We start from the raw sequence: 26,064 nt of genomic DNA on the forward strand, positions 1-26,064 counted from the left end.
AGGACGAGACCAATGTCGTATCTGCTCGCTGAGCCGGAATTGCTGGCCTCGGTCGCCACCGAGATCGACGGGATTGGATCGGCGATCAGCACCGCCGGCACGGCCGCGGCCGGCCCGACCTCGAGTCTGCTGGCGGCCGCCGGCGACGAGGTATCGGGGGCTATCGCCAACCTGTTCAGCGTTTATGGCCGGGAGTGCCAGGCCGTCCTCGCACAGGTCGAGGCGTTTCGCAGCGAATTCGCCCAGACATTGGCCGCCGCGGGGGTCGCCTACGCGCAGACCGAGGCCGCCAGCCTCGCCGCCCTGCGCGACGCGCTGGGAATACCCAGCGCCGCGCCGGCCGTATCGAGCGCGAGCACAATTCCGCCATTCACGGCAAACCTCACCTCATTGTTCTTGGGGCCCACCGGAGTTCCGATTCCCGACGAATCGTATGTGCAAGCCGCCAACAATCTTTTCGTCCGCTCATCCGATATTTTGCGCCCGCTGTATACACCGGAAGAGCTTTATCCACTCACCGGCGTGAAGAGCTTGACCCTCAACGCCTCGGTGGAGGAGGGCCTGACCATTCTCGACAACGCGATCATGGCGCAGCTCACCATCCCCGGAAACAGCGTCACCGTGTTCGGCTATTCGCAAAGCGCGATAATCGCATCGCTGGAGATGCAAAAACTCGCCGCCCTGGGGCCAAGCGCACCGACCGCATCCCAACTCAACTTTGTGCTCGTCGGCAACGAGATGAACCCGAACGGCGGAATGCTGGCCCGCTTCCCGGATCTATCCCTGCCGAGCCTCGGTTTGACGTTCTATGGCGCCACACCTTCCGATACGATTTACCCAACCGTGATTTACACCCTCGAATACGACGGATTCGCCGACTTCTCACGCTATCCACTGAATTTCATCGCCGACCTCAATGCGGTGATGGGCATCCCCTTCGTACACGTCAAATCTCTGGACCTCACCGCGGCACAGGTCGACAGCGCGATCGAATTGCCGACGTCGCCGGGCTACTCGGGCGTCACCAGCTATTACGTGATCCCGACGGAGAATCTGCCGCTGCTAGAACCGCTTCGAGCGATTCCGGTGATCGGCAACCCGCTGGCAAACCTGATCCAGCCGGACTTGAAGGTCATCGTCAATCTGGGCTACGGCGACCCGAACTACGGCTACTCGACCAGCTACGCCGATGTGCGCACGCCGTTCGGCTTGTTCCCCGACGTCAGCCCGGGCACCATCGTGGACGCCCTGGCCGCGGGAACCCAGGAAGGGATCCAAGATTTCACCGCCGACCTGCAAGCCATGTTCGGACAACCGATTCCGACCCCCGACATCGTGCCGCCAACCCCGGCCGACATCCTGGGCAAGTTGTCAGAGCTGCCGTCACCGGCACAGGTGGTGAATACTTTGACCGCGGTGGTCGCAAACGACTACGCGGTGCTGCTACCCACCGCCGACATCGGGCTTGTCGTTGTCACCACGTTGCCCCTGTACAGCACCCAACTTTTCTTCGACCAACTCCTGCAAGGCAACCTCATCGATGCGTTCGGGTACCCGATCGCAGCCACGGTGGGGTTGCTCACGATCGGCGGGGCGGTCGAATTCCTCACCATCGCCGCGGCAGCGCAGACGACTGTGCATGACATCGGCTCCCTCATCCCCTGAGGCCGGCCACCGGCCCACCGGCACGCACCTCCATGACTTCGCCGGCCATTGTTTCCGCCCCATCTCACAGGTATGACGTCCCGGTTAACGCAAAACCCGGACGCGGGCCCCGGTAGCGCCATAATCTGTCCCTGGCCGCTTCGGCCGAGGTGCGAGTCGCGGCGCGACCGGAAAAGAGGTCCGCTCGCCGGGTAGGACAACCGCCAGGTAGCTACTCGACAAGCCGCAGCCCATCGGCACCCCAGTTCGGGCCGGCCCAACACATCTGACGCACAACGCGCAGCAACACTCACAGGGAAACACACGATGCGGTCGACCGGACAGATTTACCCCGACAACATGACGAGCTGCGCGACGACCGGCGCGGGACCAGAGCGAAACGCCCTGCATCTGAAGGGAACCAGTCAATGACGTACATGATGGCGCAGCCGCAGCTGTTGACCTCCGCGGCCGCAGATGTGGAAGGTATCCGTTGGGCGCTGACACAGGCCAATGCCGCCGCGGCCGGGCCGACGACGAGTTTGGTTGCCGCCGCCGCCGACGAGGTGTCCACGGCCGCCGCGAAGCTGTTCGGCGGGTACGCCCTGGAATACCAGTCCGTCATCGGCCACGTGACCGCATTTCATGAGAAATTCGTCCGGACATTGGCCGCCGCCGGCACCGCATACGCGGGGGCCGAAGCGGTCAATACGGCAACGATCTCTGGTGCACTGAACGCGCTGAGGACACCCATCCAGTCACTGCTCGGCGGAGGTGCGGCCTCGACGGTCGCGGCGGGAGGTGCGGCGGTGGCGCCCGCGGCACTGGCCGACCCATTCGTCGCGTTGATCATGGGCGGCAGCGGCACGCCGATTCCGCCGCCGGATTACCTGCAGGACGTCGCCCCCTACATCCCCGGCATGCCCACCCAATTGCTGCCGCTGAACATACCTGAGGGGCTGTATCCGCTCACCGCCATCAAGGATCTGCCGCTGAACACGTCGGTGGCCAACGGTGTTCAAATACTGGACAACGCGCTGTTCGGGCCCCAGGGCCTGATCACCTTGGGCAACAACGTCAACGTCTTGGGCTACTCGCAAAGCGCCGTCGTCTCTTCGCTGGAGATGCGCAATCTGCAAGCACTCGGCAGCCCGAACACCGACAATCTCGCTTTCACCCTGCTGGGTAATCCGATGGCCCCCAACGGCGGCCTGCTGTCGCGCTTCCCCGGGTTGTCGCTGCCCGCGCTGGGTCTGGACTTCTACGGAGGGACACCGTCGAACACCGGCTACGAGCTGAATCAGTACACACTGCTGTACGACGGATACGCCGATTTCCCGCAGTACCCACTCAATTTGTTGGCCGACCTCAACGCATTCGCCGGCATCCAATTCGTCCACGGCGACTACCCGGATCTGGATCCAAACAACCTTCCTGCGGGCTACAACCTGGTGCAGTTGCCGGTCTCCCCAGGCAACAACGGCCTCGAGAACTACTACATGATCACCTACCCGGGCCTGCCAATCCTGGAGCCGCTGCGGGCAATCCCGGTGATCGGCAATCCGCTGGCGGATCTGGTCGAGCCCAATCTCACCTATCTGGTCAACCTCGGTTATGGCGATCCCAATTACGGTTACTCGACCGGGTATGCCGACGTAACCACACCGTTTGGCCTGCTTCCCCCGATCGACCCGGTGGACTTCGCCGGTGCCATGGTCAACGCCACCCAACAGGGTGTGACCGCCTTCGTCAACGACATCAGCGCAATTCCGGCGACACTGCCCAGCCTTTCGCTGCCGGACTTTTCGCAGACCGGCGGTTCGTCGGTGCCGTCGACCTTGCCGGCCGTGCCGACCGTCACGAATGCCTCGATCAACGGATTCATCGACGCCCTCCAGGCGGCCAACACGAATATCGCCAACGCCATCACGAATGTGTCCGCCGACACCTATGCCGCGTTGCTTCCGACCGCCGACATCATCAACACCGTGTTGACCACTGTTCCGTCTTACAACGTCAACCTGTTCCTGGACGGAATCCAGCAGTTCGTCAACGGTGACCCCGTCGGCCTGATCAACGCCATCGTCTATCCGATCGCCGCGGATGTGGCCGTGGCGGCGCTCGCCGGCGGCTTCGAGGTCATCGTCCTGGCCGACACCGCCCAGGAGGTGGTCAGCGACATCGTCGGCGCGTTCTAAGCGATTCTCTGCCCATTGTGGGGTCTGCCGTTTGTGTCCGGTTTGTGTTGCCGTGGGCCAGGCGGAAATGGTATGCCCGAACAAAAATTTGACCGCAAGGCATTTATTCGAGCGGTGCCCGCTATCCTCGCGCGGGCGCGGATCACCCCGCGGGCCAACGCGAGCGCCTGCTCCGCCGAGTTGCTCACAACTGACTCCCGCGGCAGGCCGCCACGGCCTTGATGCCGAAGAACGTGTCCGGCGCGGGCAAGGAGATCACCGACGCGCCGGACGGGTTCAATGCGGCGTTGGTGACCCCCCGAATTCATCAGTGCCGAGAATGCGCGAATCACGCCGTGCCGCTTTCCATTTCGCTACAGCGCACCAACACCCACCCGCGCGGGAGCATAAAGCGACGGCCTACCTGCGTCAGCACGCCGAATCCCGCCGGCCAACGGATACCTGCGGGTATGGACGAAAGCGATGCGGCTCGTGACAGTGGGCTGAATTCATCCGGTCGGCGTCGACGGCGGCGGTGTGGCCGCGGTCGGCAACCACCGGGTGGATTGTGACGACGACATGCTACATATCAATTGACATTCCTCAATATTCATCATCTACGCCCATATTCGGGCGCTACCTACTATTCTCGCGAGTGCCACATCGAAAGGCTCCCGCCGTCATGCAAGTCCAGCACGCCTTGCGGCGTGTGCGGATTGGGGGCTCCACGATCTACCCGAGGGTTCTTGCATGACGGTGAGAGCGGAGACGTCCGTCTCCGACGACGGTGAAAATCCCGAAACGGGTCGCGTGGACGGTCATCAGGTCGGACCGACCGCACCGCTGGACCCGCAGCTTGCCGAGTTCACTGACAGCGTCGCGCACTTCGGGCACGTGTCATCGACGGAACCCGGCGACCGGGTGGATCTCAAGGCCCTGCTGCCGGATGTGGAACGGACCGCCGGCACCGACGTGGGCCATGCCGCCGTCTTGACCGTGCATCACGCCGCTCTGCAAGCCGTCCTTCGGCACGGACACGAGGAGCTGCGGCGGCGCTACCTGGATCAACTGCTCGCCGGCAAGACTCTTGCAGCACTGGCCATCACCGAGCCGGAGGTGTCGAGTTCGAATCCACGGATGTTGGCGAGCAAGGCGACTCGCGATGCTGACGGCTGGGTTCTCGATGCTACGAAATCGTGCATCACCGCGGCCGGTTGGGCCGGCCTGTTGGTCACCGTTGTCCCGTTCACCGTCGACGAGGGCACAGCGCTGACCGCGGTGGCGGTTGCGGCAGACAGCCCCGGGGTGACCATCGCGCCCCGCGAGGACACCATCGGACTGCGGTCGGTGCCAGTGTGTGGCATCCGCTTCGATGGCGTCCGGATCGAACCCTGGCAGATTCTCGGCGAGATCGGCGGGGGGCTCGATGTCGTCGGCGAAGGATTCTTGATCGGGCGGATCTGCACCGGCGCAATCTCCGCGGGCGTGATGAAGCGTTGCGCGCAAGTCATGTATCGCTTCGCATCCCGCCGTGAGGTTGCCACCGGCCGACTCATCGCCGACCCGGTGGTAGTGCGCCGAATCGGCCGGATTACGTCGGAGATCACCGCAATCGAGGCGGTGCTGGCCGATATCGCCGCTAATCCCGCGGTGCCCCAGGATGTTTCGCTGGCACTCAAAGTGGCGTCATCGAAATTTGCCTATCGCGCCGCCGACGACGCCGTCCAAATGCTGGGCTGGCGGGGATACGTCGAGAACCATCAGGTGGCACGTCTGCTTCGCGACGCGCGCTTCCTGCGCATTGGCGAGGGCCCGTCGGAGGCCTTGCTGACCGAGTTGGGGGCACGACTGGCAGCCCGCTCCGACACCATCTATCACTGGATTGACGAGCGCACCGCCAACGCGGACCTGATCAGCAGGCTGCGCGAGGCCGTGGACGAGCTTGTCGTCGACGAGTCGGTCAATGCCTTCTATCATCTTGGCTGGCTGTGCGTCTGGGCCGTTCTCGAGGCGGTTGCCGAGCCGGGCTCTGCCGCGATGGCGTTCATCGCCGACGCCTGGCACAGCGAACGGGCGCGCGCGGGAGCCTCGGCAAGGCTCGAGGAGGCATTCGAGCAAGTCTTGCCCACCTACGCCGAGGCGGTCGGCACGCTCGATGAGAATCTGACCTCGCGGGCGGCGGTGGTCGACCACCAGCTGGCGCCGGTGGTCGACCTGGGCCAGCGCGGCGAACCCATAGTCGGCCCGGATCGACCGGGGTGGCACCACACCGTGCATGGGCTGGTCTATGGCCAGATTGACCGCACGCCAGATGCCGTCGCGCTCGAAAGCACGGGCCTGTCGATCACCTACGCCCAACTCGGCGAGCACGCCGACGCACTCGCCGGGCGACTCGCCGAACTCGGCGTGCTCAGCGGCGACGTCGTCGGCGTGTTTCTCAGCAACAGTGTTCATGTTGCGGTGGCGGCTCTGGCCGTTCAACGAGCCGCCGCCGTCCTGCTCATATTGAATCCCGCCCACCCGATCAGCCGGGTGGCCGGCATGCTCGCGGATGCCGCCGCCCGGTGCGTGATCATCGACGCCGAGACCCGCGAAATTCTTCCCTCCGACGCACCGGAATTGATCGAGGTCGACAACATCGGCGAGGTGGCGGTGCCACCGATGAGTACCGACCCAGATGCGCCGACATACATCAATTTCACCTCCGGCTCCACCGGCCGGCCCAAGGCGGTGATGGGTGCGCACCGTGCCTTCGCAAATCAGCTGCTTTGGCGGCGCGACGAGTTCGACCTCGGCCCCGACGACGCGATTCTGCAGAGCGCTTCCCCCGGTTTTGACATCTTCTTGTGGGAACTGTTCGGACCGCTCGTCGCGGGGGCCCGGTTGGTGTTCATGGATGCAGCTCGGCGGGAGTGGAACCCGTCGACCATCGTCGAACATGTTCTGCAGTTTGAAATCACCGTGCTACAGATCGTCCCCTCGCAGTTGGACGTCCTTCTCGACGAGCCCAGACTCAGCGAGTGCCAGAGCCTTCGGTACGTCTTCTGCGGTGGCGAGCCGCTATCGCTGGCCACCGCACGCCGATTTGCCGAGATCCTCCCCCATGCCCAGCTGGTGAACCTGTACGGTCCGACCGAGACGGCGATCGACGCCCTGTACTGGCGCGCCGACATAACCGATCAGGCATCCTGGGCACCGATCGGTCGACCGATCGCCAATGCGCGGCTCTACATCGTCGACACCGAAGGCGACCTGGCCGTCGAGGGACAGCCGGGCGAATTATGGATCGGCGGCGCCGGGGTTGCGCTGGGCTACTTGGGTGCGCCGGCCCTCACAACTCAACGTTTTCGTCGCGACGTACGCGCGCCCGAGCAGGGCCTGCGGGTGTACCGCACCGGTGACCGAGTGCGCCAGCGCGCGGACGGAACCGTGGAATTCCTGGGGCGCCTCGACCGCCAGTTGAAGGTCCACGGAGTGCGGATCGAGCCAGGCGAGATCGAACGGGCGCTCTGCGGGCACCCGGGCGTCCAACATGCGGTGGTCGACGTACGTGAACGCGCCCCCGGGCAGAAAGCCCTGATCGGGTACGTCGTCGCGGGCACACCCAACAAGATCCTGGACCCGGAATCCGTGCTCGATCATGTCCGCGACAAGTTGCCCACCACAATGGTGCCGGCCGCGCTCGTGCTGCTCGATTCGCTGCCGCGTACCCCCTCGGGAAAGGTGGATCTAGCCGCACTGCCGTCCGCATCGCTCGACGATGCCGGGCCCGGCGCCGGGCCGCTGCCAGAGGACTTGATCCCGCTCGCGCGTGTGTGGGAGGAGATTCTCGGCACCCCGGTAACCAATGCCGACGCCAACTTCTTCAACATCGGCGGGCATTCTCTCGCGGCTCTGCGCGTCATCATGCGGCTTCGGGAACGCATGGGTGTCACGCTTCAGATGCGGAACTTCGTGCGCGCCGGTAGCCTCACCGCCCTGGCCGCGCTCATCGAGGAGAAACGCGGCCAGGCCGAGCCCATCGATGACGCCGCGATCACCGGACCCGTGCCGATCGACCGCACCAAACCGCTGCCGCTGTCGCCCGTGCAGGCGAATCTGTGGTACCTGCAGCAGCTCGTGCCGACCATGGCGGCATACAACATTCCCGAAGCCGTTCGTATCCGAGGCCCGGTGGACGCCAAACGGCTACGGGCGGCGTTCGCCGAGGTGGTCGCTTGCCACGAGGCGCTGCGAACGGTTTTCCCGGCGCGCGAGGGCCAACCGGTGCAGGTCATCCTGCCACCGGGGCCCGTCCAGTTGGAGCATGTCGACCTCACCGACCTACCCGCCGATCAGCGGGAGGCGGCCGGTCAAGAGCGCATCGCCAAGTTGGCCGCGCGCCCGTTCGACCTCTTCCGAGACTCCCCGGTGCGGGTACTTTTGGTCACTCTCGCCGACGACGACCACTACCTGGCCTGGGTACTACACCACATCGTTGCGGACGGCTGGTCGGCCGCGGGCCTGCTGCCCGCCGAGATGAGCAAGGCCTACGCGGCGCTGGATGACGGCGAGCGGCTACCGAGCCTGGACGTCCAGCCCGTTGACTACGTGGAGTGGGCCGGCCGGCTACTCAGTACCGAGCGACGCGGCTAACTCGAGGATTTTTGGCGCGACCACCTCGACGGCGCACCACCGGAGATCGAACTCCCGCGCGACTTCCCCCGCCCCGCGCTCGGCAGTTTCCGGGGCGGCCGCGTCCGGATCGCCCTGACCGAGGCCGACCGCCAAGCCGTTCGCGCCCTGGCCCGCCAGCACAGCGCGACTCCCTACAGCGTGCTCGTGGCCGCGTTCATGGTGTGGATCGCTTCCTACGGCAGGCAGCGCGACATGGTTGTCGGGGCAGTGACCGCCGGGCGCAACCACCCCAGCGTCGAGCGCACGATCGGCAATTTCGCCAACATGGTCGCGTTGCGCTGCCAGTTGGGGGACGATCCCACGTTCGAAGAGCTCGTGGTGCGTACCCGCGACGAGATTCGTACGGTGGTCGACCACGCCGCCTTGTCCTTCCCGGAAGTCGTCAACGCGGTCAAACCCGAACGCGTCGGCAGCCGCAATCCCGTCTTCCAGGCCGCCGTCACGCTCTACGACGGTGATGTCACGCCTCTCGAAGTTGAGGGCGCGCACGTGCATAACCTGCCCGTCGACCCAGGATCAGCAAAGTTTGACCTGTTGGCGTCGTTTGTTGACGAGAGCGCCACCCTCAGCGGCTTCCTCGAGTACGACGCCGATCTGTTCCGGGCACGTACCGCGCAGCGGCTGCCGCCGAGTTCACCGCCGCCCTCCGGGAGCTGGTAACGAACTCGGAGTGCACGGTGGAGGAGCACGCCAAGCGTGTCCGGCCGGCCACGGACCGGAGCCAAGAACCGGCGCCGCTGACACAGGCGCAGCGCCGGATCTGGCTGCTCGACCGAATGAGCGGTGGCGGCAAGGAGTTGTGCTCGCAGCGGTACTTCAACCTGCTCGGCGATATCGACGCGGTGCGGCTGCGCAAGGCGCTCGAACTTCTGGCCCGGCGGCATCCCTCGCTGGCCACCATATTTCCCGAGCGTGACCAGGGTGTCGTGCAAATCATCGGGTCGCCGGGCCGGGTGCAGATGCACGACCTGCGTGACCGCGACGCAGCCATCCGCGAACAGCTGGCGCAGGACTTGATCGACGCCGATGCGCGCCGCCCGATCAATATCGCGGTCGATCCGCCGTTTCGGGCGATGATCATTCAAATCGACGACGACCGGCTGATCCTGGGGATGAATTACCACCACATCGTCGCGGATTTCTGGGCCGAAGCCCAATTGTTCGCCGAGCTCTCGGCGATCTACGCCAACCCGCGTCATGGCGCGTCAGGCCCTGGCCGGGACATCACGATGAGTGAGCTGGCTCGGGCGCAGGTTGCGAGATCGGCTGGGCCGCATAACAAGCAGAGCCTGGCGTATTGGGACCGCACCCTGACGGGCATGCCCGCGCGCCTGGAACTACCCACCGACCGGCCGCAGACCACTAGTCCCTCGTTCCGTGGCGCCCGGCGTCAGTCTGCAGTTGGAGAATGACGTCCGGATTGAGCTCGATGAGGTTGCCGGCCGCCTGGACGTGGATCGCTCGACGATCATCTTGGCGATGTGGCAATACCTGCTGCACCGCTACACCAGCCAGGACACGGTGGTCGTCGGCGTGCCAACCCCGAACCGGCCGCCTTCGGTGCCGTCGACGACCATCGGATACTTTGCCGACCTGTCGCCGATTCGCGCCGACTTCGCCGAGGGCTTGACGCTGGCGACACACGCCGCCCGCACGGCCGCGCGTCTGGGCGAGGCGCGCGCCCACGGCGATGTGTCTTTCGATGACCTACTGGAGCGGTTCGGCCCGCAACTGGCCAAGTCCGCACAGCTGATCGAGGTGTCCTTCGTACCGGAAATATCGGGCTCGTCGGGCCCGGTGATCGACGGTGTACGAGTAACCGCCGTGCCACACGATCCCGGCCGCGCCTTGTTCAAGTTGGGGCTGAGCGTGGAGCCCGACGCTGCGGGCGGCCTCCACCTGGTCTTCGATTTCAGCGTCGCGCTGTGGAACACCGACACCATCGAGCGGATGGCCGGCCACCTGGTCACCCTGTTGAAGTCCGCGCTGGCTCAACCGCGGATCGCGCTCGCCGGCTTCTCGATGTTGACCGATGACGAGATCGACGAGTTGGAAGTCCTCGACGCACGCCGCGACATTGCTCCGGCCTACCCGACGCTGCACCGCGGATTCGAGGTGCAGGCCGCAGCACACCCGGACGCAACGGCCGTGCGGTTTGCCGGCCGTGACCTGAGCTATGCGGTTCTTGACGCCGAGTCCAATGCCCTGGCCGCCCTGCTGATCGATAGCGGGGTCGCACACGGCGACAAGGTGGCACTGCTGCTGGAGCGAACCGACCGCCTACCGGTCGCGATCCTGGCCATCCTGAAGACCGGCGCTGCATACGTGCCCATCGACCCGAGCTGGCCAGCCGCACGCGTCGAGCTCGTCTTGAGCGATTGTGGTCCGTCGATGATCGTCACCGAGTCAGCCCTGCGGCACGTGGTGTCTGCACATGGCGCGCCAACGATCGAGGTCGACGTCATCAGTGCAACCCCCGCCCCAGCACGGCACGTCGAGGTGTCCGCCGACGACACCGCCTACGTGATCTACACCTCGGGTTCGACCGGTCGGCCCAAGGGCGTTGCGGTGACCCATCACAACGTCGTGCGGCTATTCAGCGCGACCGACGAACTCTTCGAGTTCAACAGCGACGACCGGTGGACGATGTTCCACTCGGTGGCGTTCGACTTCTCCGTGTGGGAGCTCTGGGGGGCGCTGCTGCATGGTGCGTGTGTGGTGGTCGTGCCCTACCTGGTGACCCGCAATCCCGCGGAATTCCGCGAGCTGCTGTCCAACGAGCGGATCACCGTGCTCAGTCAGACTCCGTCAGCGTTTCGTCTGGTCCGAGACGCCGACGCCGACATTGAAGGTGCCGCGAGCAGACTTTTCCTGCGGTATGTGATCTTCGGCGGGGAGATGTTGACGTTCGCGGACCTCATCCCGTGGGTCAAGGCCCACGGTGATGAGCATCCTGAGTTGATCAACATGTACGGCATCACCGAGACCACGGTGCATGTCACATTCCGCCGGCTGATGCGCGCCGACATCTTCGGTGCGCACAGCTCCATCATCGGTCGCCCGATACCTGACTTGGAGTGTCTGCTAACCGATTCGGTGGGCAACCTGGTCCCCTACGGCGTGCCAGGTGAGATCTGCGTGGGCGGGCCAGGCCTGGCGAATGGCTATCTTGGGATGCCCGAACTGACCGCGCAACGTTTCATCGAGCACCCGTTCCGCGCGGGCGAGCGACTCTATCGGTCCGGGGATAGCGGTCGACGGCTATCCAACGGGGAGATCGAGTATTTCGGCCGCTTGGACCACCAAGTCCAATTGCGCGGTTTCCGCATCGAACTCGGCGAGGTCGAGACGGCGGTCCTCGGACTCGAACAGGTAATGGCTTGCTACGCGATGGTCCGGACCGAGGGCGGCGAACCCCGCCTGGTGGCCTACGTTGTCACGCGTGGGGGCGAGGAACTGCCGGTTGCCCAGACCCGCCGAGCCCTCACTTCGCGTCTCCCCGACTACATGCTCCCGTCGTCCTTCGTCACCTTGGAATCCTTGCCGCTGACGGTCAACGGAAAGATCGATCGAGCGACCCTTCCAGCGCCCAGAGAACCGCAGGCCCGGACTGGTCCGAGTGCGCCGGCGGCAGGTGACACCGTCGAAGAGCTCACGGTACGAATTGATCTCAACGACACGATCCGGATAGCGCGGGACGCGACCATCAAGCTCATCAAGAAGTCGACGGATGACGTGGGGCCGGTGCTCGACCGGATCTGCGGTGTGTTCGCCGAGGTCTTGGAGCTGTCCTCGGTCGCCGCCGACGACAACTTCTTCGACATCGGCGGCGACTCGATGATGGCCGTGCGGGTATCGGCCAAGGCCAAGGCCCTCGGTCTGCAGCTGTCAGTCCAGGATGTCTTCCGGCACCAGACGCCCGCGGAACTCGCCACGGGGCTGGTACCAACCGAGACACCGCAGCAACCGGCGAGGATAGAACGCAAGGCCAAGCGGCTGCTGGTCCCGGAGGGCTCGGAAGGTGCCTTGCCCGCCGATGTAAGCGACGCCTATCCGCTGTCGGCGCTGCAGGCCGGCATGCTCTTCCACAGCCGCGTCGACGGGCCGAGTGTGTACCACGACGTGGTCAGCTACCTGGTGCAGTCGCCGTGGGATGAGAACGCGTTTCGGTCGGCGCTCTTCGAGATGACCCTGCGCCATCCGATCCTGCGCACAACGTTTGATTTGTCGGCTTATTCGGTACCGCTGCAGCTGGTGCACGAGTCCGTGTCGACGCCGCTGAAGGTCTTCGATCTGTCCGGTCTGACCGAGGCCGAACAGGAGGCGTCGCTGTCGGAGTGGATGGAAACTGAGGCCCGTCGCCCGATAGAGTGGCGCACTCGCACGCCGCTGGAGTTGATAGTCCATGTGCGTGGCGAGGACCGGTTCGACATGAGCCTGAGTTTCCACCACGCCTTGCTCGACGGGTGGAGCGTGGTGGAGTTGCAGCGCGACTTGCTCTGCAGCTACGACTCTTTCCGGACCGCCGGGCAGCCGCCGACCCGCGAGCGTCTGCAAACGCACTTCCGTGACTTCATCATGCTCGAGAGCGAGGCAGAGGGCAGCCCGTCGCGGGCGTTCTGGCGACACCAGTTGCAGGGGCTGATCCCGTGTCTTTTCCCGGCCACCCGCTCAGGGACCAGCCGCCTCGAGGTGATATTCCACGAGTTGCCAAGCGAGGCTGAGGGGCGCCTGCGCGATCTGGCACGACAGCGGCGAGTATCAATCAAGAGCACCCTTCTTGCGGCGCACCTGGTGGTCATGGGCCGGATGGCGGCTAGCGATGATGTGGTGACCGGACTGGTGGTCAACGGCCGCCCCGAGACCGAGGACGCCGAGAGTGTGCTGGGCATGTTCCTCAATACCGTCCCGCTGCGGATCAGATTGAACGCTGCGAGCTACGCGGCGCTCCTCGACGGCGTGTTCGCCGCGGAGCACGATGGCCTGCCCCACCGCCGGGTGCCGCTACGAACGATTCAACGCGACAACGGCATCGGAAGGCTCTTCGATACGGCGTTCAACTACGTGGATTTGGATCCCGCGAAGGCCGAAAACTCCGTAACCGAACAAGCCACGGTGCTGCGCCGCAAGATAATTGAACACACCAGTCTGTCGTTCGTCATCGTCTTCAGTCGCGAAGCGGGGGCGCTCGGAATAGGGGTGGAGTTCGATCCTCGATTGCTTGTCGCCGATTACGTCCACATGATCCTCGAGGCCTACGAGGAAGCCATCGCCGCGCTCGCGGACGGGAGATCGGCGCCGCTGCCTGATTTCGCCAGCGAAACACGACTGCACTACCCGCACGCCAGTCGTCGGGTCGCGCTACGCCAGGCCGCCAACGCGCAAGCCGCGGCCCGCGCACATCTAGGGCGAATCTGGGAGGACGTCCTGGGTAGGCCGGTGGGTGCCCACGACAGTTTGCAGGACAGTGGCGGCGACTCGATTCAGGCGTTGGTGGTCAGTGAGCGCATAGCGGTGGCGTTCGGTTGCGAGCCGCCGCTGCGAGAACTTCTCAATGGAGCCACCGTCGAGCGACTCAGCTATTGGCTGGCACGACCGCATGGTGCACCCCCGAATGGTGCGACCGCCCGGCGCAGCGGCTGAGCGTGATGCCGCCGGCGCTCCGGGTCTACTGTGTCCCGCACGCGATTGGCAGTGCGTCGCTCTATGGTGAGTGGTCTGACCGGTTGCCGTCCTGGGTTCGGGTGGTGCCGCTCGAGTACCCGGGTCACGGGCGGCGGTTCGGCCAGCCGCCACTGACCGCCATCGGCGAGATCGCCTGTGTGTTTGCTCGAGAGCTCGCGGCTGATCTTGACGGACCGTACGCATTGTTCGGGCACAGCATGGGCGCCCTGGTGACTTTTGAGCTGGCCCGAGAACTGAGGCAGCAACGCGCGCCGCTGCCGGTGAAGCTTTATGCAGCGGCCAGCCGCCCCCCGGTCGTTTTTTGGCCCCCTAATCGTGGGCAATATCTTTCGGCCTTGTCCGACAGTGCGCTGCTCAGCCGCCTCAACAGCTTCGGAGGTACCCCAGGGCTCCGGCGTTGTTGATTAGCAGGCTTGTGGGCTGGGGAATTGTGGATTGAGGAGGTCTAGGCGGCGGTTGGCGGTCAAAGCGGTGATCCGGCAGGCTTCGGCGATGTTGTCGGCGCCGTTGAGGCGGTGCAGATTGATCGCGGTGTTGCGTAGCGTTGCTAGGACCTGTGCGCCGTTTCCGGTATGTGCCCTTTGACGGTCTTCGTCGAAGGTGACGTCGCGTATCCAGTGCAGGCTGTTCTCGATTCCCCAGTGTTGACGCATCCAGGTCATGATCGCGGTAGGGCGGGCGTGCTCGAACGGCAGGCTGCAGATGGCATAGACCACCTTCACGCTGCGCTGGTCGGTGGCGGTGATCAAGCGTTCACGAGTGATCCGGATGATTTGTTTTGCGTAGGGGAAGCCGATTCCTCGTGCAGCGGTGATGATTTGCAGGGTGCGGGTCTCGACACGGCCGTGGCCGCGGGAGTCGTCGGTAGCGGCTGCGGGCACCTCGGCCCAGGGCAGCGCGGTGATACGCGCAAGTATTTTGGCTTGGTTGGACTTGACGATCATCAGGTAGTGCGACTTCAAGGTGGCGCAGATCAACTTCGCGGTGACGACCTGGGTATGCATCGCATCCACGGTGACCAGCCACCGCAAGCTACCCGGCAGCAGCGTGAGCAGGGCACGTACGCAGGGAATTTCATTGCTTTTCTCGGCGACAGCGAGTTGACCGAGTACCAATCGGGCACGGTGGGCGAACACCGACACGAGATGCTTGGCTGTCGCTTTGGCGCGTAAAGCACCACGCCGCATCTTGCCGTCCAACGCGATCGGCACCAATCCGCTGGGGTCGCTGCTGGCCACGTGTGCAGTGAAGTAACTGCCCATCCTGGCGTTGAGGTCGGCGGGGTCTAGCCGAGACAAAACAGCGCGGAAGGTCTTCTCACTGGGCCGCCGGAACCGGACCCCTAATTGGGCCAACACATCATCGGGAGCGGTGGCCGCCCATGTGGCAAAACCAGCATAGCCGCGCATCCCCGCGGCAGTGGTCAGAACCGCGATCGCCAACAAAGCCATCAGCGAATACCTCCGACCGCGTGGGTCCCTCGGGTCTGGCACCGAGGCCAACACATCGAGAAACTCCGATCCGATGAGCTCGCTGCGCTCACCAGGACTCCAGCGGTCGAACACCTCTGGAACCGACGACACAGGCAATACTGAAACGGTAGGCACGGGCAACTCCAGACCAACGACGAACAGTAACCAACTCGATCGTTCTCCAGATAGCCCGTGCCTACACTCCGGCCCCAATAGCGCGGCACCAAAGATCATCAACCCAGCTCACAAGCCTGCTAATCAACAACGCCGGAGCCCTGGGAGGTACCCCCAGCGAACTCTTGCACAACGCTGAGTTGATGGATCTCATGCTGCCGATCGCGAGAGCCGATCTGACCGCCTGCGAGGAATATCTGTACCGCCCGGCACCGCCGTTATCGTGCCCGATAACAGCACTGGGCGGGGTTGGCGACGTCACCTTCGACCAATCCGAGCTGACCCGATGGGGCGAAATGACCAGCGCGACATTCGAGGTGGTGGCCATGCCCGGTGGTCATTTTTTTGTCCGTACCGCAGCCGCCCTGTTGTCCTGGCTCGCCGAGGACTTTCGACGCGTGCTCGGATTTTCGCGCTGACCGGCCGGGCCGGTAAGCATCCAGACTGCGATTGCCGCGAAAGGGATACGCGTATCCCAGGTCTTGGACACCGATCTCGCCGCGGCGCCCACCCGTGATGGAGGCGCCCGCTGCGCCCGGCGAATACCCACCCCATGGCGAGGAGCCGGATCGCCTTGCGGCCGGGAAGGAAAGCTCCGCGCTACGGCTCGGTCAGCGCAACGTCCGCCGCCTCGTCGAAGCTCAGCGACTCACCTTCGACGCGGGCAGCCTCAAAGACGGCGTCGGATAGCTCTTCCCGTGCCGCGCGTTCGCACTGCTGGTGCATGGACCCCACCAGCGCTATGACGGTGGATCCCGCTCCGCTGGAGCGGCTCAGCGCGGCGGCCGCTGCCATCAGCACCACGGCACGTCGCAGGTTTCCGTTGGCCCCGGCGGTCCAGGCCAGCCCCTCCAGGTAGCTGGCCCCCGACCAGGGATCATCGATCACCTGACACAGTTTCAGGCCCTCCCGCAGGCTGCGCTCGGCGGACCCGGTGTCGCCCAGCATCAGGTGGCTCACCGCCAGGGCGCTCAAGGAGTATGTCCGCATCTGGACTTCGACACGCGATTCGGACACCGAGTGGGCTTTCTCCGCCCAGCGCAGTGCGGGTTCAGGATCGCCAACTGCCAAGTGGCGCAGCGACATCAGCCACATGCCGAGCACTTGCAGCTCAAAGTCGCCCGCGGCCAATCCTTGCTCGGCATCGGTCTGGACCTGCTCAACCTGCCCTTGCAGCAGAGCGCCGAGGCCCCGCGCAACCCCGAGCAGCGATTCGGCAATGGGGTCGGGCACCGCCGCGCCGTGTTCGTGTGCTTGCGCCACACATGATTGTGCGGTCGGCCAGTCAGTCTGTAGGACGGCAAACATTGCGAGGGCGGCAAGGGCGGCGATCCGTGCACCGGATGGCTGAGCGGAGGTCGTCGTGCTCAACGCCCGCTCCACCCAAAGCCTTCCGACCTGTAATTTCCCTGAGGCGACAAAGAGATTGCGGAGCTTGGCCGCCATCAGCAGGACGCTCTCCGGAGCCTTTTCCAGCCCGAACTGCAGCGCCTCCTCGATATTGGGAAGTTCGCTGCGCAGGCGGTGAATCCAGCAGACCTGCTTTTGACTGAACCATTCGAGGTGAGCCTGGGTCACCAGCCGCTCACACCAGTCGAAGTGTGACTGTTGCAGGCCTTGGTACTGCTCAGCGTCGATGCGTGAATTGCCATACTCACGCATCGTGCTCAGCAGCCGAAACCGCACCGCACCATCATCTTCGGTGCGAATGAGGATCGACTTGTCCACCAGTGCGCAAAGTTCGTCGAGCAGGTCGTCGGCGTCCATATCTTGCGGGGCGACGTATTGGGCCGCGTCGAGGTCGAAGCTGCCGGCGAACACCGATAACCGCGCCCACAACTGTTGTTGGATGGGCGTGCAGTGGTCGTAGCTCCAATCGATGCAGTAGCTCAAGGTTTGCTGACGGGTTGGTGCGCCGCGCTGGCCACGGGTCAGCAAGCCAAAGCGGTCCGAGAGCCGGTCGGCGATCTGCTCGACCGACATGGCACGCAGGCGTGCGGCGGCCAACTCGATTGCCAACGGCAATCCGTCGAGCCGCTCGCAAATACGGGCAACCGCGGCCGCGTTGCGCTGGGTCAAGGTGAAGCCGGGTCGGGCGGTGCGGGCACGCTCCACGAACAAAGCCACGGCGTCATAGCGGGCTACGCTGCTGCGGCTGGAAACGGACGCTGCGTCAGGGTAGGGCAGTGGGGACAGGGCCAGCACCGCCTCCCCGCCGATACCGAGGAGTTCGCGGCTGGTTGCCAGGATGTGCAGCTGCGGGCAGCCTTGCAGCAGTGTGTCAATGAGCTGGGCGGCGTGGTCGATGACGTGTTCGCAGCCATCGAAGATCACCAGCGCATCGCGTTCGGCGAGGGCGTCGGTGAGCACCTCGGTCAGCGGTCTTGCACCCTGATCCCGAATACCCAACATGCGCGCCGCCAGCCCGGCCAGTAGCGCCCCGTCGCTGAGCTCGCCGATGTCGACCAGCCACACGCCATCGTGGAAATGGGACACATGTTCCCCGGCAGCCTGCACCGCCAGGGAGGTCTTGCCGACCCCGCCCACCCCGGTCAAGGTGACCAGTCGCGACGTCGAGATCAGGGCACCAAGCTCGGCGAGTTCGGCCTGGCGCCCGACAAAACCCGCGAGCTTCGCGGGCAGATTTCCTCGAGTTTGTCTTGCCGATACGTGCCAGGCTGATTCGCTTGAGACGGAGGTGGACCGCTTGCCGCCCTCCAGCGCCATTGCGTCGACGGCCTGGCCATGGGCGGCCTGCAGACTCTGAATCGCCTCACCAAGCTCGACCATGGTGGGTCGAGCCGCTGGGTCACGAGACAGTGCCCTGTTCACCACCGACGCGACGTCTTCGGCGACGTCATACTCGGCTAGATCGGGAACTGGATCGTTGGCCACCCGCAATATCTGCGCGATCACCGATTCGCCCTTGCGGCGCTCAAAGGGAGGGTGACCGGTCAGCGCGCAAAACAGCGTCGCGCCCACTCCGTATACATCCGACGCACGATCGGGTTCACCGCCGCGAGCCAGCTCGCTGGCGGTAAAGGCCCGGGAGGCGGTGAACAGGCCGGTGGCTGTTCTGAATCCGCCGGCCATGTGGGCGAGCCCGAAATCGGTCAGGGCGGGCTCGCCGAAATCGGTGAGCAACACATTGGCCGGTTTGATATCCCGATGCAGGATATCCAGCCGGTGTGCCGATTCCAGCCCCGCCGCCAGGGCGACGCCGAGCTGCAAGACGTCCGCCAACGATAGCCGGCCCAACCGACTGATTTCGGTTTGCACGGAACCCCGCCGGCAATACCGCATCACCAGGTACAGGTGGCCGTCGCGGGTTTCACCGATCTGGAGCACAGAGACGATGTTGGGATGCCCGGTCAGCTTGGCCATCGCCCGCTGCTCACGCTCGAAGCGAGGCCGGTTCTCGTCAAGGTCGATGGTCAGCACCTTGATCGCCACTACCCGATCCAGATCGACTTGCCGGCAGCGATACACGACACCGAAACCGCCGCGACCGACTTCCGCGGCGTCGGCAAAGCCATCCACGTTGAGCTACTCAGCCAGAGGGTTGATCAAGCCACACGCCTTGCGTCGAACAGTCTTGCTCGCTAATTGACGAGTGTAGTGATTCTGTGACCGGTTCTGACCGCGATTCACCGATTCGATCGGTGCGCGATGTAGCCGACCCCGACCACTATGAGCGGTCCGATGCGTCGCGGCTTGGTCAGTGCGGCGGGCACGCCACGCATGGTCCGGCAAACTTCAGGCAGCTACCATTCGTGGCCCAACGCAAAAGCCACTGCCTCATCGAAGGTTAGTGATTCTCCCTGAATGCGAGCGCTTTCAAACTCCGTCTCGGATAATTCGGCGCGGGCCCGACGTTCGCAGTCGGCATGAAATGGACCCATCACAGCAAAAAATGTTGTGCTGGAACCGGTAGTTATCTGGCTGATCGTGGCGGCGGCCGTCATCAGGACCACCGCGCGTCGCAGATTGTTGTTGGCCGCCGACGTCCAGGCCATTCCCTCCAAGCATTGGGCGCCAGCAAAGGGGTAGTCGCTGGCGCGGCACAGCTCGAGGGCTTTCCGGAGCGCACTATCGGCGTGTTCAACATCGCCCCGCGTGAGCCAGCCGACTACGAGTGCACTCACGGTGAACGTCCGCATCTGCACCTCGTGGCGTGATTCGGCCAAGGCGTATGCCCGTTCAGCCCAGTGCAGCGCCTGATCGGCGTCACCGACCAGCGGGGAGTGAAATGACATCACCCACATGCACCCAATTCGGACCTGGTAATCGTCATAATCGCCGGTGATGGCAAGTCCGCGTTCGGCACTGACGCGGGCCTGGTCGATTTCGCCGCGCAGTAAGGTCGAGAACCCGTCGTAGCCGCAGAGCAAGCCATCCATCTCGGGATAAGGCTCGAGCTCGAGCAGGTTGCGGGCCTCGGCCAACCACTGCGTCACGGCCGGCCAGTCCATCTGAAAGTAAGCGAAACCGACTCCGGTGGTAAGCCCCCGGATCCGGTTCTTTGTTGAGCTCTCGGGGGTAGCGCTCAATGCCCTATCGAGCCAGCGGCGGCCCTCCTTCAGTTTGCCGGAGACAATAAAGAGCATGCGCAGGTCGGCGACCATTTCCAGGGCGGTGTCGGGGGCATGAGTCAGGCCGAACTGCAGGGCTTACTGGACGTTGGGCAGCTCGCGGCGCATGCGGCGGATCCAGTTGACTTGGTGCTCGCTGAACCATTCGGCGTGGGCCTTGGCCACTAGTTGCCGATACCCATCGAGGTGGCGTTGCCGTAGGAGCTGGTGGTCGGCCGCGGTCAGGCACGATGCGCCGTATTCGCGCAGTGTGGCCAGCAGTCGAAAGCGCACTTCGGCGTCGTCGTTGTTGTCGATGCGGCTCAGGATCGACTTGTCGACCAGTTCGCAGAGCTGGTCGAGCAGGTCATCGGGGCAGGTGTCGGGGGCGCAGACGTGGTGGGCCAGGTCCAGGTCGAAGCTGCCGGCAAATACCGAAAGGCGCGCCCAGAGTTGTTGTTCGGCAGTGGAACAGCGCTGGTAGCTCCAGTCGATGCAGCAGCGCAGGGTTTGTTGATGCGTCGGCGACCCGCGGTAGCCGCGGCTGAGCAGCGCGAAGCTTTCGGAGAGCCGGGCGGCGATCTGTTGCACCGACATGGCACGCACGCGCGCGGCGGCGAGTTCGACGGCCAGCGGGACCCCGTCGAGGCGCGAGCAGATGAGCGCAATGGCGCCGGCGTTGTGCTCGGTAAGGGTGAAGCCGGGCCGAGCGGCTTGTGCCCGCTCAACGAATAGAGCTACCGCGTCGTAGTCGGCGAAAGCGGCTCGGCTGGTGCCGGTGGTGGTGTCTGGGTAGCGCAGCGGGGAGACGGCGAACACGGCTTCGCCGTCGAGGCTGAGTAGTTCGCGGCTGGTCGCCACGATCTGTAACCTCGGGCAGCCGCGCAGCAGGGTGTCGATGAGCGCGGCGGCCTCGTCGATGACGTGTTCACAGTTGTCGAACACCAGCAACATTTCGCGTTCGCCGATGGCGTCGACCATCACCTCGGGCAGCGCCCTGCTGCCCTGATCGTGGATTCCCAGGGCGCCCGCGGCCAGCCCGGGCGGCAGGGCGCCGTCGCGCAACTCGCCGATGTCGATCACCCACACCCCGGCTGGATAGTCGGCGGCCCGGGTGCGCGCGGCCCGCAGCGCCAGGGTGGTCTTGCCGACCCCGCCGACCCCGACCAGTGTCACCAACCGCGCGGTCGAGAACAGCTCGGCCAGCGCCGCGAGTTCGGCGGCGCGGCCGACGAACTCGCTCAACGGAGCAGGCAGGTTGCCCCGGACTCGCGGCGGCGGCACGGGTCGGGCGGCGGCGGTCTTGCCCGTGTGCTTGGCGCCCTGCAACGCCATCGCGTCGAGGGCCAAGCCGCGGGTGGCCTGAAGCTCTTGCAGCGCCTCGCCGAACTCAACCATGGCCGGGCGGGCAGTGGGTTCGGGTGCGAGCGCCGCGCCAATCACCACGGCTAGGTCGTCGTCAACGCCGTATGCGCGCAGGTCGGGCGCGGACTCGGTGGCGGTGCGCAGCAGCTGCGCCATGAGCACTTCCCCGTCGCGGCGGGCAAACGGTGGTTGGCCGGTCAACGCGCAAAACAGGGTCGCTCCCAGCCCGTAGACGTTTGAGGCCTGGTCGGGTTCTTTGCCGCTGAGGACTTCCGGGGCGGTGAAGTCCGGGGTGGCTGAGAAAACGCCGCTGGCGGTGTGGAATCCGCCGACCATGTGGGCGATCCCGAAATCGGTCAGGGCCGGGTCACCGAACTCGGTGAGCAACACATTGGCCGGTTTGACATCACGATGAACGATGCCGAGCCGGTGGGCGGATTCCAGACCCGCGGCTACCGCCACCCCCAGCCGCAGCACCTCGCTGACCGCCAACCCGCCGCACTCGGTGATCACCTCCTGCACCGATCCGCGCGAGCAAAACGGCATCACCAGGTACGGATAGCCGCCGGGCGTGTGCCCCACCTGCAGCACCGAGACGATGTTGGGGTGGCCGGTCAATCTGGCCATCGCGCGCTGCTCACGCTCAAAACGTGGCCGGTTCTGTTCCAGATCAGCGGTCAGCACCTTGACCGCCACCACCCGATCCAATTCCACCTGCCGGGCCCGGTACACCACCCCGAAACCACCACGGCCCACCTCGACCGCGTCGGCAAACCCATCCGCGCCCAACTGCCCGATCAGCTGACTAACCATCCCACGATCCGCAATCGCGCATCCCGCCCTCGTCGAGCAATCACCCTGAGTAAACGCCGGTTAAAGCACTCTACCCGGCCATCGGCCGGTTCCTCGTCTCACCAAACCTTCGTCCAGCAGGTGCGCGCGGATCGGGATGTTGCCGGCTCGGCGATAGAAATTCACGTTCGCCTGGACAACACTCGCGCCGGTCTTGGACGGGCGGATTCCGCCGCGGTGGGCAGTGCTGGCCAACCAACTCTTCAATCTCAGACGGATAGTTGCGATTTCGTGCAGCAACTCCGAGGTCTCTGACCGCTACAGCACTCGGTGGCCCCACCAGAGGCATCAACCATTGCGACGATGACTCGACCGCACCCGGCAAACACCCTCCGCCTGGCGCGTCAGGGTGCCAAGCATCACGGTCTGTGATAGTCAGGAAGCGGACAGCCCAAGGTTCGGCACGAATCCTTGACCTGGTGGCCAGCGGCGACACGTGATGCGCGCGGTCTCGATGACGTTATGAGAAGTCATGACGTTTGCGCCGCTGATTATCTGGCGAAGCGCTGTCGGCTTGGCGGGCTGGCGGTGGAGGGGCTCGCTCAGACTTTGGACCGGGCTGGAGGCATATGGGTACCAGTGCTGATCACGACCACAGAGATCTGAAATTGTGGGACGCCTTCCGCAAAAGGCGCACTCACCGCGACTTCGAGCAAACAGAGCTTTCGACTGAAGCAATCGGTGCCCTGGTCGAGGCGGCGGCAAGTGCCCAGACATTCCGGCCGGGAGTTCGTCACATCGTCGTGGTTACCGAGCCCGCCTCGGTCGCAACACTCGGCGACGTCGTGCCCGGCTGGGTCAGCAACGCAACGGCGGCCATTGTTCTGGGCACCGATGTCGACAAGGCGGCTGCATTAGCGGGATCGCGCGCGGTGGACATCTACGCGAAACTCGATGCGGGTGCCGCCCTGGCGCATATCACCCTCGCAGCAGTCGGACTCGGCGTCGGAATCTGTACCGTCGGCAGCTTTACCGAGGGCGCGGTCCAAGCGGTACTGGATATTCCTGATCACATTCGGCCAGATGTCGTCATCGGCATCGGTATTCCGATCCGCAACCCACTGCCCGCCCCGCCCCGCGCCGCGTTCCAACCGGGGGTGCATTACAACCGGTTCGGGAAGCCGACCGAGAGCACCGCACCATGAATTGTGTAGAAGGGCGGGGATTTCCGTGAAGAAGCCCACACAGGACGAACTCGTCTCCATCGTCGCGTACCTTCTTGGATCGGCGGCGCTCACAGATCAAGAGGCGCCCGCGATTACCGCACTGCACTTCGTCGGCGCCGGCATGCGAATCCTTGAAATCGTGGCGCAGGAGACCGATGACGATTTCGCACAGGCGAAGATGAAAACGATCGAACAGCGAATACAACAGGTGCTCGGCGATCCGGCCGCGCTGTCGGAATACCTTCACTGCATCGCGAAGGAGTTCGCCAAAGAGGTCGCGAACCGACGCCAAGTAGCAGCGGGTTCCGGGCTGCCCAGCGATCGGGCGACCGAATCGCCCACCGAGCCACCAACCTCATAGCATCGTTGCCTTCGCGGCCTCGTCGTCCCACCTCTGTCCGACGAGCCGCAAATCACGCCGGCACGGGCCGGCCCGCACCCGCTACGGCTCCAGAACGATCTTGCCCAGCACGGCGCCGTCGGCCAGACTCTGCAGCGCGGCTTGCGCCTCGCTGAGCGGAAAACGCTGCGGCGGAGGCGGTCTCAGCCCCAGGGAAACCAGGTGATTGAGCCCCCAGGAGAACAAGTACACCGAACCGGGCACCCGGTTGAGGTATTCGCCCCACGCGACACCCAGCACGCCGACGTTGCGCCGCAGCAAGCGATTGACCGCGAGCGTCGGGATGCTGCCCGCGGCGAAGCCGATCGCCAGGAGCTTGCCGTCGATCGCCAGCGCGCGAATCGCATCATCGAAGACCGGGCCACCAATCGGGTCGACCACGATATCCACGCCCCGCCCGTGCGTGTGCTTGTGCACCTCCTCGACCCAGCCCTCGGTCAAGGGCAGCACCACATCGGCTCCCACCGAGGCGACATAGTCGATCGCACCCTCCCGGTGCACCACGGCTATCACCTGGCCGGCGCCCATCGCCTTGGCGATCTGGATGGCCGCCGTGCCAACTCCGCCGGCACCACCGAGCACCAACACCGTCTCACCCGGCCGCATCGCGGCCCGGCGAGCCAGTGCGAAGTACATGGTGTTGTAGTTGACCAGCAATGACACCGCTTCGGCGTCATCGAGTTCGGCCGGGCTGCGCACCACGTTGGAAACCGGAACCGCCACTTGTTCGGCGTAGCCACCGAGTACGCCGAACGCCGAAACCCGTTCTCCTACCCGAAAGCCCGACCTCGCGGGCGCCGACCGCACGACACCCGCGGTTTCCAGCCCCGGCACGAACGACGGCGGCAGCTTCAGTTGGTATTCGCCCTTGGTCAGCAGCAGATCCGGAAAGCACACCCCGGCCGCCCGAACGTCGATGACGACGTTGCCGGCGCCATCTGAGACGTCGTCTACCTCGGTGTAGACCAGGCCGGACGGACCAGAAAGCTCTTGTACGACACAAGCTTTCATATAGTTACAGCTTGAATCCGGCTTTTTGCGCGCCGGACAGATCGGTGATCTGAGCCCACTGCGCCGCAATGTCCTGCACCGACGGCGGCGTCTGGAAGTTGGCGCCGTCGTTCTGGAACAGCGCGGCGCGCTGCACCTTGCCGCCGCCGACGATGAACACCGACCCGTTGTCGGCGCACTCCTCGGTGCACAGGTAGGCCACCACGGGCGCGACGAATTCCGGCGTGAGCTTCTCGAGCACCTCGGGGGGCATGATGTCTTGGGTCATCCGGGTGGCCGCGATCGGGGCCACCGCGTTGGAATGGATGTTGTACTTGGCGCCCTCCAGCGCCAGGGTATTGATCAGGCCAACCAGCCCGAGCTTGGCCGCGCCGTAGTTGGTCTGCCCGAAGTTGCCGAACAGGCCGCTGGTGGAGGTGGCAACGACGACGCGGCCGTAGCTCTGCTCGCGAAAGTGTGGCCATGCCGCGCGGACGACGTTGTAGCCGCCGTAGAGATGCACCTTCAACACGGCGTCCCAGTTCTCCGACGTCATCTTGTGGAAGGTTCCGTCACGCAGGATGCCGGCGTTGCTCACCACACCATGCACGGCGCCGAACTCGTCGAGCGCGGTCTTGATGATGTTCCCCGCGCCGTCTTCGGTGGCAACACTGTCGTAGTTGGCGACCGCGCGACCGCCGACCTCACGGATCTCGGTAACAACCTGATCGGCCATCGCCGATCCGGCGCCCGTGCCGTCGCGAGCCCCACCGAGGTCGTTGACGACCACGCTGGCTCCCTCTCGGGCAAGGGTGAGCGCGTATTCGCGGCCCAGTCCCCCACCGGCTCCGGTGACGACGACGACGCGATCCTGTACTCCGGGCATCAGGT

16 protein-coding genes are annotated in these 26,064 nt (G+C 64.8%); 10 read left to right on the forward strand and 6 right to left on the reverse strand.

The features are described 5' to 3' along the window. Positions 1–12 precede the first annotated feature (12 nt). From SHTP_RS24275 to SHTP_RS24290, 7 genes are all read left to right on the forward strand, one after another. Complete coding sequence (locus SHTP_RS24275) at positions 13–1,665, forward strand: PE family protein (RefSeq protein ID WP_096372028.1); 1,653 nt, start codon at positions 13–15, stop codon at positions 1,663–1,665. Positions 1,666–2,072: 407 nt separating this feature from the next. Then, entirely contained in the window at positions 2,073–3,842 is a 1,770-nt protein-coding gene (locus SHTP_RS24280; protein WP_096372029.1) for a PE-PPE domain-containing protein, read from the forward strand. Between the two features lie 729 nt (positions 3,843–4,571). Beyond that, positions 4,572–8,456, forward strand: a complete 3,885-nt coding sequence (locus SHTP_RS30210) for an acyl-CoA dehydrogenase family protein (RefSeq protein WP_338101591.1) — start codon at positions 4,572–4,574, stop codon at positions 8,454–8,456. A gap of 45 nt (positions 8,457–8,501) precedes the next feature. Continuing rightward, a complete protein-coding gene (locus SHTP_RS30215) occupies positions 8,502–9,158 on the forward strand; it encodes a condensation domain-containing protein (RefSeq protein ID WP_338101617.1) in 657 nt (218 codons plus the stop codon). 17 nt (positions 9,159–9,175) lie between these two features. After that, entirely contained in the window at positions 9,176–9,910 is a 735-nt protein-coding gene (locus tag SHTP_RS30220; RefSeq protein ID WP_338101592.1) for a condensation domain-containing protein, read from the forward strand. Beyond that, a complete protein-coding gene (locus tag SHTP_RS30225) occupies positions 9,876–14,141 on the forward strand; it encodes an amino acid adenylation domain-containing protein (protein ID WP_338101593.1) in 4,266 nt (1,421 codons plus the stop codon). The genes SHTP_RS30220 and SHTP_RS30225 overlap by 35 nt, the downstream gene beginning before the upstream one ends. A gap of 5 nt (positions 14,142–14,146) precedes the next feature. Beyond that, positions 14,147–14,587: a thioesterase II family protein gene (locus tag SHTP_RS24290; RefSeq protein ID WP_231507263.1), complete on the forward strand. Its 441-nt coding sequence runs from the start codon at positions 14,147–14,149 to the stop codon at positions 14,585–14,587. On the opposite strand, the gene SHTP_RS24295 is transcribed toward SHTP_RS24290, so the two are convergent. Next, positions 14,588–15,790, reverse strand: coding sequence for an ISAs1-like element IS2404/ISMul1 family transposase (locus SHTP_RS24295; protein WP_420873049.1), 1,203 nt, complete (start codon positions 15,788–15,790; stop codon positions 14,588–14,590). Between the two features lie 122 nt (positions 15,791–15,912). On the opposite strand from SHTP_RS24295, the gene SHTP_RS24300 reads away from it, so the two are divergent. Beyond that, complete coding sequence (locus SHTP_RS24300) at positions 15,913–16,248, forward strand: thioesterase II family protein (protein WP_231991559.1); 336 nt, start codon at positions 15,913–15,915, stop codon at positions 16,246–16,248. Between the two features lie 181 nt (positions 16,249–16,429). Here the strand turns inward: SHTP_RS24300 and SHTP_RS24305 are convergent, their stop codons facing one another. The 3 genes from SHTP_RS24305 to SHTP_RS24310 form a co-directional block, all read right to left on the reverse strand. Further along, positions 16,430–19,369 carry a protein kinase domain-containing protein gene (locus SHTP_RS24305; RefSeq protein WP_096372032.1) on the reverse strand — a complete coding sequence of 980 codons (2,940 nt, stop codon included), beginning with the start codon at positions 19,367–19,369 and terminating at the stop codon, positions 16,430–16,432. Between the two features lie 224 nt (positions 19,370–19,593). Beyond that, positions 19,594–20,454, reverse strand: a complete 861-nt coding sequence (locus tag SHTP_RS29410; protein ID WP_231991213.1) for a hypothetical protein — start codon at positions 20,452–20,454, stop codon at positions 19,594–19,596. Positions 20,455–20,499: 45 nt separating this feature from the next. Next, positions 20,500–22,578, reverse strand: coding sequence for a protein kinase domain-containing protein (locus SHTP_RS24310; RefSeq protein ID WP_231991214.1), 2,079 nt, complete (start codon positions 22,576–22,578; stop codon positions 20,500–20,502). Positions 22,579–23,186: 608 nt separating this feature from the next. On the opposite strand from SHTP_RS24310, the gene SHTP_RS24320 reads away from it, so the two are divergent. Together SHTP_RS24320 and SHTP_RS24325 are read left to right on the forward strand one after the other, a co-directional pair. Further along, entirely contained in the window at positions 23,187–23,762 is a 576-nt protein-coding gene (locus SHTP_RS24320) for a nitroreductase family protein (protein ID WP_096372034.1), read from the forward strand. A 25-nt stretch (positions 23,763–23,787) separates the two neighbouring features. Beyond that, positions 23,788–24,144 (forward strand): DUF6092 family protein, encoded by a 357-nt coding sequence (locus tag SHTP_RS24325; RefSeq protein WP_015354139.1) that lies wholly within the window; start codon positions 23,788–23,790, stop codon positions 24,142–24,144. Positions 24,145–24,225: 81 nt separating this feature from the next. Here the strand turns inward: SHTP_RS24325 and SHTP_RS24330 are convergent, their stop codons facing one another. Together SHTP_RS24330 and SHTP_RS24335 are read right to left on the reverse strand one after the other, a co-directional pair. Further along, positions 24,226–25,194 (reverse strand): NADPH:quinone oxidoreductase family protein, encoded by a 969-nt coding sequence (locus tag SHTP_RS24330; protein ID WP_096372035.1) that lies wholly within the window; start codon positions 25,192–25,194, stop codon positions 24,226–24,228. A gap of 4 nt (positions 25,195–25,198) precedes the next feature. Next, the gene (locus SHTP_RS24335; protein WP_096372036.1) at positions 25,199–26,059 is read right to left on the reverse strand and encodes an SDR family oxidoreductase; all 861 of its coding nucleotides are present in this window, start codon (positions 26,057–26,059) and stop codon (positions 25,199–25,201) included. Positions 26,060–26,064 lie beyond the last annotated feature (5 nt).

The organism is Mycobacterium ulcerans subsp. shinshuense, from assembly GCF_002355775.1.
GTDB classification, from domain to species: Bacteria; Actinomycetota; Actinomycetes; order Mycobacteriales; family Mycobacteriaceae; genus Mycobacterium; species Mycobacterium marinum.